The sequence below is a fragment of the Autumnicola tepida genome (assembly GCF_031846485.1).
In the GTDB taxonomy this organism is placed as follows: domain Bacteria; phylum Bacteroidota; class Bacteroidia; order Flavobacteriales; family Flavobacteriaceae; genus Autumnicola; species Autumnicola tepida.
Genome location: NZ_JAVRHQ010000001.1, coordinates 463,637 through 476,928, shown reverse-complemented (window position 1 = coordinate 476,928; position 13,292 = coordinate 463,637). Strand labels below are relative to the sequence as shown.

The 13,292-nt window shown below is 37.3% G+C and carries 14 protein-coding genes; 13 read left to right on the top strand and 1 reads right to left on the bottom strand.

What is annotated here, in order from left to right; all coding sequences use genetic code 11:
- The first annotated feature begins 1 nt into the window (after position 1).
- The 9 genes from RM553_RS02245 (at position 2) to RM553_RS02205 (ending at position 7,422) form a co-directional block, all read left to right on the top strand.
- Positions 2 to 409 (top strand): hypothetical protein, encoded by a 408-nt coding sequence (locus RM553_RS02245; RefSeq protein ID WP_311533346.1) that lies wholly within the window; start codon positions 2 to 4, stop codon positions 407 to 409.
- 2 nt (positions 410 to 411) lie between these two features.
- On the top strand, positions 412 to 1,677 hold the full coding sequence (locus RM553_RS02240; protein WP_311533345.1) for an ABC transporter permease: 1,266 nt from the start codon (positions 412 to 414) through the stop codon (positions 1,675 to 1,677).
- Positions 1,678 to 1,681: 4 nt separating this feature from the next.
- Positions 1,682 to 2,599 (top strand): hypothetical protein, encoded by a 918-nt coding sequence (locus RM553_RS02235; RefSeq protein WP_311533344.1) that lies wholly within the window; start codon positions 1,682 to 1,684, stop codon positions 2,597 to 2,599.
- An 11-nt stretch (positions 2,600 to 2,610) separates the two neighbouring features.
- Positions 2,611 to 3,153, top strand: a complete 543-nt coding sequence (locus tag RM553_RS02230; RefSeq protein WP_311533343.1) for a thermonuclease family protein — start codon at positions 2,611 to 2,613, stop codon at positions 3,151 to 3,153.
- A gap of 75 nt (positions 3,154 to 3,228) precedes the next feature.
- On the top strand, positions 3,229 to 3,459 hold the full coding sequence (locus tag RM553_RS02225; protein WP_311533342.1) for a hypothetical protein: 231 nt from the start codon (positions 3,229 to 3,231) through the stop codon (positions 3,457 to 3,459).
- Positions 3,460 to 3,544: 85 nt separating this feature from the next.
- A complete protein-coding gene (locus tag RM553_RS02220) occupies positions 3,545 to 4,447 on the top strand; it encodes a BRCT domain-containing protein (protein ID WP_311533341.1) in 903 nt (300 codons plus the stop codon).
- Positions 4,448 to 4,453: 6 nt separating this feature from the next.
- Entirely contained in the window at positions 4,454 to 5,272 is an 819-nt protein-coding gene (locus RM553_RS02215; RefSeq protein WP_311533340.1) for an ion transporter, read from the top strand.
- Positions 5,262 to 6,359 (top strand): DUF4236 domain-containing protein, encoded by a 1,098-nt coding sequence (locus tag RM553_RS02210; protein ID WP_311533339.1) that lies wholly within the window; start codon positions 5,262 to 5,264, stop codon positions 6,357 to 6,359. Before RM553_RS02215 ends, RM553_RS02210 begins: the two co-directional genes overlap by 11 nt.
- A gap of 55 nt (positions 6,360 to 6,414) precedes the next feature.
- On the top strand, positions 6,415 to 7,422 hold the full coding sequence (locus RM553_RS02205; protein WP_311533338.1) for a hypothetical protein: 1,008 nt from the start codon (positions 6,415 to 6,417) through the stop codon (positions 7,420 to 7,422).
- 884 nt (positions 7,423 to 8,306) lie between these two features.
- Here RM553_RS02205 and RM553_RS02200 read toward each other — a convergent pair.
- Positions 8,307 to 8,969: a hypothetical protein gene (locus RM553_RS02200; RefSeq protein ID WP_311533337.1), complete on the bottom strand. Its 663-nt coding sequence runs from the start codon at positions 8,967 to 8,969 to the stop codon at positions 8,307 to 8,309.
- A gap of 407 nt (positions 8,970 to 9,376) precedes the next feature.
- On the opposite strand from RM553_RS02200, the gene RM553_RS02195 reads away from it, so the two are divergent.
- From RM553_RS02195 to RM553_RS02180, 4 genes are all read left to right on the top strand, one after another.
- On the top strand, positions 9,377 to 9,562 hold the full coding sequence (locus RM553_RS02195; protein WP_311505085.1) for a hypothetical protein: 186 nt from the start codon (positions 9,377 to 9,379) through the stop codon (positions 9,560 to 9,562).
- 47 nt (positions 9,563 to 9,609) lie between these two features.
- On the top strand, positions 9,610 to 11,526 hold the full coding sequence (locus RM553_RS02190) for an ATP-binding protein (protein ID WP_311533336.1): 1,917 nt from the start codon (positions 9,610 to 9,612) through the stop codon (positions 11,524 to 11,526).
- The gene (locus tag RM553_RS02185) at positions 11,527 to 12,186 is read left to right on the top strand and encodes a response regulator (RefSeq protein WP_311533335.1); all 660 of its coding nucleotides are present in this window, start codon (positions 11,527 to 11,529) and stop codon (positions 12,184 to 12,186) included.
- Positions 12,187 to 12,818: 632 nt separating this feature from the next.
- The gene (locus tag RM553_RS02180) at positions 12,819 to 13,001 is read left to right on the top strand and encodes a hypothetical protein (RefSeq protein WP_311533334.1); all 183 of its coding nucleotides are present in this window, start codon (positions 12,819 to 12,821) and stop codon (positions 12,999 to 13,001) included.
- Positions 13,002 to 13,292: the final 291 nt, after the last annotated feature.

The following is a 13,292-nucleotide window of genomic DNA, read 5'->3' as shown; positions in this document are numbered from 1 at the left end:
TATGAACAAAACCTTCATCCCCACTGAATTAAAAAGCCATTTCCTTAGATTGTATCAAATGGCTTTATCTGATGACAACTTTGATGTCATGGAGCTGAAAATGCTCTATCAATTTGCAGATGATCGCGGAGTACCCAAAGAAGAACTGGACAGGCTGCTTCTCAACCCTGTAGATCACTCTACTTCAATTCCTAAGGACATTCCTACTCGTATCGAATATTTATATGATCTGGCTTGTATGATCCTGGCCGATGACATCATCACCGAGGATGAAAAAAATACCTTAAGAAAATACTGTAGGAAGTTCGAATTTTTAGAAGAAAATGTAAATGAACTGGCAGATTATCTTTTAAACTGTGTTCAAAAAGGAGTAACCAAAAATGAAATCATTAATCAACTTAACGGATAGCTATGGAGTCAATAAAAAAACTGTTCAGCATTAAAGATAACACAGCGAACCTCCAGCCCCTTGTGGAAGATACAGATGACCGGGAACAAATAAGGATCACCTACTATCAAAGTGGGTTTGCGTCATCAAGTAAAGCTTCCGGAAAACCTATAGTCCTACAGGCTTGTTTCCAAAATTTATTCAGCAGCTTTGAAGATCAGTGCCGGCGGCAACTGGCCGAACAGGAGAAACTTAAGCAGCCTTACCGGGAAGAACAGGAAAAGCTGCGCACCGAACTTAAAAAACTGGAAACCGGATTAGGAATATTTGAGAAAAAAGAGGCCGATGTAGTTGAATCCATTGAAACTGTAAAAAAAGAAATTGTGGATGTAAAGCACAATCCCGGCAACTATGGGGTAGATGCGGATAAAAGGCCAAAAGCCCAGTTCTACATTGGCTTATTTGTGCTGCTTCCTATCACCCTTTACCTGCTGGTTTTTTATGTATCGGCATCCTACTCCGCTTTCTTTAAAGAATTTACCGATGATATGCTTTCTGCAGCTATTTTTGACAAAGATGCATTTAATAACGCCTTCAATGACAGCTGGCTGGAGGGTTTACTGGTGATAACCATTCCTTTTGTTTTTATGGGCCTTGGATATGTCATCCATATGATGCAGAAAGGGAAAGGGTTTATGAATTTTCTAAAACTGGGAGGCTTACTTTTAATTACATTTCTCTTCGATGCACTGCTCGCATATCAAATTGAAAAGAAAATCTACGATTTCAATAAAACCCTCAACTCCCCTCCTTATGACCTACAGATTGCACTGACTGAAGCAGAATTCTGGATGATCATTTTCGCCGGTTTTGTAGTGTATATAATCTGGGGTCTTGTCTTCGATTTTATAATGAAAGAATATGAAAACATTGACAAGATCAAAGTTTTTATAAAAAACAAAAAAGAAGAGATCATAAACCTCAAAAATACCAAAGCTACCATAGATGAAAAAATTGAAGGTTTCCGTCACCAAATGACAGAAGTAAATGGTAAGATCTCAGAAATCCAGGCAAAAATTAATGGTTTCATTTTTCCTATTAAGGAGTATCTGTTATACCACTCGCAGTATAAGGAAGGCTGGTTTCAGGCTATAAACACTGAAATTGCCCTTCCCACTAAACAAAAGAATGAGCTATTGGAAGAATGCGAAAGGATTTCTACCGAATACCTCGCGAAAATGAGATTGACCGATCCAGATTTTCAACATTTAGTTTACTCAAAAAATTAATAAAATGACCATTTCTATTTATAAAAAAGTTTTTCTAATCACGTTGCTTATCATCAGTATGTCCTGTTTGAATGATACGCATAAACAGGAGCCAAATCCCCACCAGATTTCCCAGGCTTCTAGCTCCACAAACGGAACTACCAACCTTAACATAAGCTTATTATTAGATCTTTCTGACCGAATTAATCCCGAAAAATACCCGAATCCGGCTATGGAATATTATCAAAGGGACGCGGCTTACATCGCAGCGGTGTCAGAAGCATTCCAAAGCCATCTTTCAAACAAGAAAATAATAAGCATTAACGAAAGAATTCAGCTGTTTTTTGAACCTGAGCCACTTAATCCAGAAATTAATTCTATTTCGAAAAACTTGAAGTTTGATCTAAACAAAACGAATATCTCTAACGATGTATTGTCGAATCTTTCACAGGTGTACCAGACAGAGCCCTTAAAAATATATGAACTGGCCATCCAAGATGACCACTATGTAGGTTCTGATACCTGGAGTTTCTTCAAAAACAAAGTTAAAGACTATTCTATAGCAGAAGGTCACAGGAACATCCTTGTCATCTTAACGGACGGTTACATGTTTCATGTAGATAACCGAAGAACGGAAGGAAATAAAACAACCTACCTGACTCCTGAATATATCCGTTCTGTAAAATTAAATTCAGCCGATTGGGCTACTAAATTTAAAAATGATGAGTACGGTTTTATACCGGCAACAGAAAATCTTGAAAATCTTGAAGTACTGGTTCTGGGAATAAACCCTGATCAAAAAAATGAATATGAAGGAGAGCTAATCAAGAAATACTGGGCTGACTGGTTTGAAAAAATGGGTGTCAAGAGATATGAAATCAAAAATGCAGAACTTCCTTCGAACATGGAAAAAATCATTCAGGATTTCATCTTAAAAGCTTAAAAACAGAAAGAATGTCAATCCGTCTCCCCCTCATCTTCCTGTGGCTTTTAGTTCATTTCTCCTGCAACCAGGTGCAGAAAGTAACAGACTCCATTCCTTCAGAATTAATAGATTCCAGTAAAACTGCAAAATCCACCGAGGAGCAATTAGTACTTCCGGCGAAAGTAATTGGAATAGTCGATGGGGATACCGTAGATGTCTTGTATCACGACTTGCCATTAAGGATTAGAATGGAACATATTGATGCACCGGAAAAGAGAGGGAAACAAGCCTTTGGGAATAAGGCAAAACTTGTGATATCCGACCTCTGTTTTGGTCAGAACATAAACTTACTGACCGATGGAAAATTTGATATGGGCGGAAGATTAATAGCGGAGATCCTAAATGAGGAAGGGATTAATGTAAATAAAGAAATGGTAAGATTGGGATATGCCTGGCACTTCAAAAAATATAGTACGGAAATGAGCTACGATGTTCTTGAGATGGAGGCCAGAAAAGCACGCCGGGGATTATGGCAGGGTGAAAATCCCATAGCACCCTGGGACTTTAGATAAGAATAAATTTTTGCGAGTGCCAATCCCATATAACTAAATATTGAAAACCTTAGAACTTCAACTAACTCCAAACCTATGAAAAAATTCATCCTACTCATTAGCGTTGCGTTTCTTACGACTTCTGCTACAGTAACTTTACCGTCCATAACCTATCAAGACGTATTTATCTGTAATAGCAAAAATGGTAAGAAATATCATTTTACTAAAAACTGCCGGGGCTTAAATGCCTGCAAAGCTTCCATAAAAAAACTCTCCTTAGCGGATGCCAAAAAAATAGGAAAAACTATTTGTGGCTGGGAAGATTAACAGAACAGGGAAATGACCTACATCAAATATTGAGCAGTGTATTACATATCTCTATTAGCTGCCGAAATAAATTAAAATAAGCGCTATGAATGAATTAAATGAAAAACAATTACAGATTGTCACCTCAAAAGCACAAGCTGATAAAGCCATCAATTCCCTTAAGGGAATCCTGTTGGGGATCAACCTCGATGGAAAAATTAGTAAAAGGGAGACGAATGAACTTCATCAATGGACGATTTCTCACCGGAATCTAATTAATCGTAACCCTTTCAGGGAATTTATGACAGCAATTAAGCAAGTAATTTCCAATGAAGACATTTCCACCGATACTATTGAAGATTTATTTTGGCTCTGTCAAAAATATGAAGGCGAGAGTTACTACTACAATACCGTAACGGCCGATTTACAAACTTTACAGGGAATTTGCCATGGTATCTTAGCAGATGGAGAAATCAATGAAAAAGAAGTATTTGACCTTGAAAAATGGTTAAAAGGAAATGTTCATTTAAGAACCTATTATCCCTATGATGAGATTAGAAGTTTGATTTCCTCTATAGTTGCAGATAGAAAAGTTGATGAAGAAGAAAAGTTGGTTTTGAAGGCTTACTTAAAACAATTTGTGAGTCTACGAAATAAGGATGTAAGTAACCAGATTAAATTAGAAACACAGGACATTCATATTTCCGGCCATTGCACAAGCGAGCCTGACATTCAATTCGACGGGAAAACATTTTGCGTGACCGGAGTTTTAAAAAGCGGGACCAGAGAGAACCTAAAGCAAATCATCTCAGATCTTGGTGGAATTCCGACGAACTCAGTCTCTAAAAACACTGATTATTTGATTGTGGGCGACAACGGGAATCCAGCCTGGGCTTTTGCTTGCTATGGCCGAAAAGTTGAAAAAGCTTTAGATCTCAGAAAAGCAGGTCATACGATTTGCCTGGTTCATGAATTCGATTTCATGGATGCAATTGAAGATCTTGAATAGAAAGCGATGTCTGGTCTTCCAAGATTAAAACATCGGGTTTACAGCATCTTAAAGGTTTCCAGAAAGCCCGGAGACGCCAGCTGGAATTTTGATGTATTTATCATCATTTTAATAGTGGGAAATGTGGCGGCAATGTTGTTGGAATCCATTGAACCTATCCGGCTAAAGTATTCAGCAGAATTTAAGCTTTTCGAAATTTTTTCGGTCACCATTTTTTCCTTGGAATATATCTTGAGAATCTGGACAGCTAATATTTCCCCTGCCTACCCTTCCCCCGTAAAAGGCCGTTTAAAATATGCTCTATCTCCACTTGCCCTTGTTGATTTACTGGCAATCCTACCTTTTTTTCTTCCTTTTGTCGGTGTAGATCTCCGTTTACTCCGGGTCCTACGTATTTTTAGAATCTTTCGGGTTTTTAAAATAGCGAGATATGTGACTGCCCTGGCACTTATGAACCGGGTGGTGAGCCAAAAGAAGGAGGAATTAGTGCTATCCTTAATATTCACTCTTTCCCTTCTTTTAATTACTTCCACTCTCATGTACTACATAGAGAATGAAGCACAGCCCGAAAACTTTTCCAGTATCCCGGAAACGATGTGGTGGGGAATTGCAACATTAACAACAGTAGGCTATGGAGACATTTATCCAGTAACACCCTTAGGACAATTTATGGGAGGTGTCATTGCTGTTATAGGGATTGGATTATTTGCGTTACCAACAGGCATTCTTGCCTCCGGCTTTTCTGAAGAATTAACCAATAGAAAAGAGAAAATTAACTGCTGTCCCACTTGTGGACGTCCTAAAATACAGGAATATGAGATTTAGAAAACGAGCAAAATTGTTTCCCGGGGTTTATCTTAACTTTAGTAAATCGGGCATTAGCACCACCATCGGAGTTCCGGGTGCCAGTGTAAATTTCAATAAACAAGGAACTTTTCTTAACACCGGGATTCCCGGAACGGGACTTTACGACCGCACAAGAATAGGTGGTAGAAAAAAAAGTAATTCAAAAATTCCATCTCACATTTCTTCAACTCCTCCAGAACAATACGATTATCAGGAAACCATTGAAATCAAATCCAATGAACCAGAAGGTATTACTACAGAAGGATTACATGACTTAAAAAAGACACTTCTCGAATGTTATCAGGAAAGAAAAGAACTCACGGCGGAAATAAAAAAAGCAGAAAGAAAGGTTTCTACCGCTTCCATCTTATTGGTACTCTCTTATTTTTTCATATTCGGTTTTTTCATTAAATGGTTTAAAGAAAATAAACGCCAACATCGGGAAGATTTGAATGAATTGAAAGAGCAGCTAAAAAATTTTAAAATTAATATAGACATTAACCTTCCGAAAGAAATAAAAATTAGATATAATCAACTTATCGAGGATTATAAAACCTTACTCTCGTGTGAACGTATATGGGATATCACTTCCAGGGAAACTGTAAATCAAAAAATCACCCGCTCCGCAGCAGCAAATTCTGTAAATCGAAGGCCGGTAAAATTTGGTTTCAACAATATTGAAATTATTCAATCCTCTTTTGATACATTACACCTGGAAAACGCCAATGGTGGAGACCTATACTTGTATCCTGCTTTTATGGCAATTGTTGACGACAGGAAAAATCTTGGACTTATAGAAATTGAAGAATTAGAGTTTTACTTTCATAGCCAACGTTTTATTGAAGAAGAGAAGGTTCCTGGAGATGCTTCTATAATAGAATACACCTGGGCCAAAGTAAATAAAAACGGAACTCCGGATAAAAGGTTTAAAGCCAATTATCAGATTCCGGTTTGCAAATATGGATCCATTAAACTATCCAGCTCTACCGGACTTAACGAAGCTTATTTAATGAGCAGTTTTGAAAAAGCAGAAGAATTTGCCAATGCTATGGAAGCATACCAATAAGCTGTCAAACAAAACAGATAATAACAACCTACAATTACTATTAAAATCAACTCCTATGGTAAAAAAATTACTCGTACTCCTACTCCTCCCCCTATCCTTTTCATCATTTGGATCCAATGAACCTATTCTTATTACTGAATCAGCTATTCAAATTAGTTTTGATGAAACCAAAGAAATATTGTTCAGTTTTGCTGAAGGGGACGAAATTTTAATAGACCTTGAAATGGTTAAAGGGAAACATTTAAAAGAATTTCAAATTTCGGGACCATCCTCAAATACCCTGTTCTCAGAATACAAATTGAAATCTTTAACAGGCAAGAAAGTTAAAGCCAGAGAGAAGGGTGTTTATAGCTTTAAGTTCTACAGGCCGTCACTAACCAATAGAGCATTTAAAATTACCATTAGCAGGATCCCTGCAAATGAACAAACCATGCATTTTAATACCGACTGGCGGTGGGAAACACAGAGGGATACAGTATATATTCCTTACACCATTGATAGTATTACAGGCTATAACACTATACAATATACAGAAAATGTAAAGGAATTAATTGAAATTAAGCGGGAAGAGGATCTTTTAGTCGACAAGAATCAGAGGGTCCATTCGTACTTCAACGAAAATGAAAGCAGCACTTTCTTACTGATCAATTTGCCACAGCCGCTTATTACAGATTTACGCGAAGAAAGAATAATAAGCTGGGCCTATTGGATAGGTGTAGGACAGGAATCTCAGGAAGCATATAAAAAGAATACGGAGTTCTTTACCGGATTAGCAGAAGAGGTTACCTCTATTTACGGGACACCTTTAGCCGGCCTTGCGATGGGTGCGATTTCAGAATTGATCATTCCCAAAACAGGAGAGGACGTTTCCTACTGGTTTATTCCCGATGAAGCTAACCTCGGGTTGTTCAGAAGTGGACAAGCATTTTCCATCTTCGATAAAGGGAAAGGCATTGCTGCATATGGCAAAAATACTACCCACACAAGTGGTACTTTTTTCCTGGGGCTTCACAACGACAATCAGGTTCAGGGAATTGATGTAGACATAAAAATAGTGGCGTAAGGGAAATAAAAATCTATGAGTATGTGGAATATGAAAGGGAGCGACAGGAGCCAATCATAGTAACATTAAATAAGGAGAGAATGGAAATCAATGAAACAAAATACCGGATGCCGGTTGAGTGAATCCAGTTAATATCTAGGAGTAAAATTTAAGATGTTCAATAGCTCAACTGCCTTTATTTGATTAAAAAAAACAATAACTAACGCAAACAGAAATGAAAAATGCCCTTACTGCGCAGAAAATATTAATAAAGAAGCAATTAAGTGTAAACATTGCAGCGAAATGTTGGATGGTGGAATAAGAGCCATCCGATCTTATCAAAATCAATCTACTCCTCTAAGAGAACGAAAATAGAGCCTCGGTGTGGCTGCTGTATTAAGACTGGTTATTCCAGGAGCGGGACAAATGTACAAGGGAAATATTGGAACAGGTCTGTTTTGGCTTATCATAGTGGAAATAGGTTATTTTCTACTTATTATTCCCGGCTAAATCTTACATCTCATTTGTAACAGCAGCCTCTGGAGATCCTTATAAATAACCTAAAAGGAATGCAAATCAAAAAATAAGTCTTTAGCAATAGGATAACTGGCGTGCTATATGAACCCGGCGTTTTGCTGGTTTAATACTTCTAAATAGCAGTATGTAACTCAACCTCTTATTTTTACCGTAACAGAATGCAGAAACCAGAAATATTCGGATTGACCGCAGCGAAATTATCAATCCTGCCCGGCGAATGGAAGAATGAATACCCTACCTAGAGGATTATTAAAAAACACCACTTTGAAATTATTACTAAAAAGATGAGGCAGAAGTATTCAGGTTTAGAGAAAGAAAGTTCGCCTTAACACCTATTAGTCTTTATTTTCGAATCTAATTTTCTCCAACTAATCAACTAATACATATTTATTGATCATATAATCAGTAATCTCCTTCACCGTTTTACCGGTTTCAGGATTTATTCCGGGGGCACTAAAAAAGTACAGCTCATTCTCGTGCTTATCGTACCACACATTTGCTTTTCCATTCCTGAAAAAAGTAGTGGTGTCACTTACCTCGATTTGTCGGAAGTTTTCCAGTAAGTGAAGAGTCTTTTTCGTTTCTCCTGCTTTACCCTCACAAGGAGTCACTTCATAGTGATCTTCTTTCCAGATCATACAATCTTCACTCCCTGAAGAATAGCCCAGATATCCAGCCCCTAGTACTAAAATTCCAATTAAGCTAACCAGGAGCATGATTCGCTTGCTGTATTTTTTGTTGCTCTTACCTTCTCCGGTTTTTTCAGAATCTTCCTCCTTAGGCTGAGTTTCCTGCATTCCAGCCTTGTATTCCCTGTAATCGCTGTAGCCAAGAAACACGGCGAGTTTATTCCTTTTTTCAAGGTTCGGCTCGGTCTCTCCATTGTAGTATCTCTCCAGGGTTTTTACTGACAAAGGATACTTTAACTCTTCCAATAAGTATTCGGCTATATACTCCGCCCATTTCCTCAGACTATCTTCTCCGGATTCTTCCTTTGCCTTAACAAAAATATCTTGTAAAAATTTATCCATAGATATCGTTTTGATGATGATCTAAAATTAACATTTGCCGTTAACATACTCAAATTCAGTTAGACATAAAAATGACAAAACGTGTCTTTAACATGTCTCCACCCTGTCCTTTAAATGCCCCTTAGATGTCGCCGCTATGTCTCTGCAAAAAGGCCCTTCCCTTCACATCTTTGCCATGTAATTGAAAGACGATTATGGCTTGCAAACATCATCACGCGCAGCTTTCAATTATTCTGAAAAGTCAATACGGCCTGTGAAGGTCACCGGGAAGTAACCAAACACAGCCGTATTGATCTCTTCAACTTCCCAAATGTACTCGCAGTACGGGTACCCCAATTACGGATTGTCGTAAACGGAGAGAAAAGTCTCCCCCAGACGTCCCATGTCTAAAATTTAAAATAAGAAAAATGAAAAAAGCAATATTAATTGTATGTCTAATAGGTGCAAATTTATCATTTATTGCCTGTACAGACGATAGCCTCGCCGATGTGCAGGAAGAAATGGACACTTATGCCGATGGTGACACTGGCGGTGGTAATGGTGGTGAAGATCAGCAATTGGATCCACCCGAAGAACCGCCAGCCGGTAATTAATTTTTAGAAAACCCTGCTAAATCAGCAGGGTTTTTTATTTTAGTTGCATGAAAAGCCCCCTGATTCTTTCAATTTTTTTTATCGTTCTTCTTATCTCCTGCAAGGAAAAAGATCAAACTAAAAAAATACAATGTCGGAATGATCTCGCCGCTCAGTTCTTTGAGAGAAGCAAAGAAACAGAGGATCTGAATCAAAAGCTGACGCTCTTGAAAAAGGCACTAGCAGAAATCTACACACCCCAAGACACACTACAAGCAACCATTTATGATAATCTTATCTATTTTCACAACAAAAAAAAAGAAATAGACAGTTCTGTATACTATGCGAATCTTCTTATAAAAAATGGATTTGAGCAAGGAGACACCCTGCAAGTAGCAAAAGGGTATTACAGGAAGGCAAAAAGTTTTTTTTATCAAAATGACCAAATAAATGTGCTTAATAATACTTTTCAATCACAGAGGTATTATTTATTAGCCGGAGATAGCGTAAATGCAGGTAAGCGTTTACTGGAACTGAGTATTGCTCAAACGCGACTGGGTGATTTTCCCGCGAGCCAAAACAGTGCTGTTAAAGCGCTTTCCCTTTTAAAGCCTTCCAAAGATTCTTTCTATATTGCTAGTTCTTACAACAACCTCGCAGCTACCTATAGAAAACTGAAGGATTTTGATGAGGCTATTGAAGAGTACAGTAATGCTTTAAAATATATTAATTCTTCACAGGATAGTCTGGCGGTAGTTAACAATATAGCTAATGTTTATGCTGAGAAAGAAGATTTTAAAAAGTCCCTTGGACTATTAGAGTCAATCCTGCCTTTAGCTGAAAACCAAAATTTCATTAACCGTATCAGGGATAATTATTACTTTACGAAATGGCTCAGCGAAAAAACCGATATTACTGATTCACTGGAATTAATTATGGAAGCCAGAAGTAAACACAATGACCTCACCGGATTATTGTCGAGTTACGATCATTTAGTAAAGGTAAATGAAAAAGATTCTCCAAAGGAAGCCTTGCGGTATGCCAAAGCTTATTATGAAACCTCCCGGAAACTTAACAGCGTCACCGATGAAATCTCTGCCCTGGATTATCTTGTTCGGTTATCCCCTGTCAACGAAATCAAACCTTATGCATTAGAACACATCCGCCTGAATGATAGTTTAATAAAATCCAGGGACAAGGTCAAAAATTTATTCGCTAAAATTAAATATGATGAGGAGCAGAAATTAGAAGAAATAGATCAACTAGAAAAAATATCCATACAACAACAGCTTGAGGTATTGAGAGGCAGAAATCGGCTCAATATTGCTATTCTCTTAGGGATCCTCTTAACTGGTAGCGCCGCTGTCATCTACTATTATTCAAAGCAACGTCATAAGAAGGAGAGAATAAGAGAGATTCATGCCACTGAAGCTCGCATCTCTAAAAAAATCCACGATGAATTGGCAAACGATGTTTACAACGTTATGACTGAACTTGAAAATCCGGATCATTCATATAAAAGAGGTACAGTAAAAAAATTAGAAAGTATTTACGATAGAACAAGGAATATTTCCCGGGAAAATACTCCAGTGACTACTAGTTCCGGTTATCGCGAGGATTTGCAAGACATGCTATCCCAAAGTGTACCTCAACAAACAACATTGTATCTTATAGGATTAAAAGATATTTCCTGGTCAAAATTAAGTACTGAATCTAAAATAGTTGTTCACCGTGTGCTCCAGGAATTAATGGTGAATATGAAAAAACACAGTGAAGCTTCTATAGTAAAATTAAATTTCAAAGAAACGTCTTCAAAACTTACAATTTCCTACATTGATAATGGAAAAGGATTTTCTTCAGCGGAATTAAAAAAAGGTGCCGGACTTAAAAATGTGGAAAACCGTATTGATTCTATCGGAGGTTCTTTTAATTTTCAACCGGAAACCACCGAGGGATTTTCCGCACAAATTGTAATTCCTTTTTAGATGTTTAAAAAAGTTCTGATAGCAGAAGATATAGATGCAGTGAACACTGCATTAAAAAAGTTCTTATTGAGTTTAGGGGCTCAGGAAGTGGTGTATGCTTCGTACTGTGATGAAGCCTACCTGAAATGTAAAAAAGCTTATCAGGAACAATCTCCCTACGAACTCGTAATTTCTGATCTTTCATTCAGACAGGACCACAGAGAAGAAAAAATTAGATCAGGAGAAGAATTGTCCCTCATCCTTAAAAAAGAAATGCCTGAATTGAAAATTATAATTCATTCTATTGAAGATCATCCGGGAAAGGTAAAAAAAATAATTCCCTATGTTGACGGATATGTATGTAAAGGCCGGAAAGGTATGAATCATTTGGAACAAGCTATTCAGCAAGTGTACGGCGGAAAATCATACCTATCTCCCGATATTGAACAAACACTACATCATAAGAATGTAAAAGAATTATCAGATTATGATCTATCCATCTTGAAACTTCTTTGTGATGGTTATATACAGGAAGAGATAAGTATGAAATTTAAAGCTCAGGGCATCACCCCTTTTAGTAAAAGTTCTATAGAAAAGAAGTTAAAAGACCTCCGTGAAGAATTTGAAGCAAAAACAAACCCTCAATTAATTAGTACAGTGCTTACACTTCAGCTTATATGATACTATTTTTAAAGGAAAAAAGTCCGGGAAAAGGAAAAGCAGCATATATCCTGGGAGTTGCATCACGGTATCCTCGGAAAACTCTTTGGCATAAGGTTAAGCCTGGATTCTATAAACCAGGAAGAAACTGAGAAGAGCAGGAAGAAGAGATTCAAAATATATAGAGGAAATGCAGAAAATAGCTGAAGAAATCAGGTTTCTTTATCATAAGTTGAACAAAACTTCCCTGGTCGACGTGAATTTCAAAACTGTGCTGAAAGAAATTGTTAAGAATCAGAGTACGAAGGAAACTAGGATAACTTTGAAGGTCGATTCGAGTATGACTGGAACAATATTTGAAAAATGACATTAAAATCAATCTGTACCGGATAATTCAGGAAGCGATTAATAACATCCACAAGCATTCCCAGGCTGCAGCGGCTGAAGTGGCAATTGAAAAAAGTGATCATGAACTTGTCCTTATAAAAGATAATGGGGGTCGGTTTAGAACGTAAGCCCTCAAACACAGGGATTGACCTGAAAAATTTGGAAGCCGTGTAAAAAATATCAATGGAAAATTTTCTATTAATTCATCTGCTTAAGGTACTTTATAAGGGTTCTGTAAAGTTGGCATGACTCATAAATAACTTCTAATGCAGGAAAGAGAAGAAATAAACATTTTATTTATTGATGATCACCATATGATCCTGGAGGACTATAAAAATGTCCTGTCCAGATCAGAATTAAATAATATTTACCTTTCCATAGATACCGCAGATAATTGTGATACTGCCTGGGAAAACATTGTTAATGGTACCTACCAAACGGTATTCTGATTAAAGCTATTCAATTTCAATAGATGAATTTAATAGAATAATTCTGTACCAGCTTTCTTTGGGAACAAAAACCAGGAACTTGCCCAGGTATGTCAACCTTTCATTGTGGGCTGTAGAAATCAGGAAAAAAAAGCTTAAGGATACCTTTGGCGTCTAAGGGAAATAAGGCTCTACTAGAGAAGGCGAGGGAGAGTTGGTATATTTAAGGAATTCTGCAGTTTCTATTCTTCCATCCGATTATTTAAAATAAGATTGGAATATATAGGTAAGGCAAAATGAACAAGAATATTC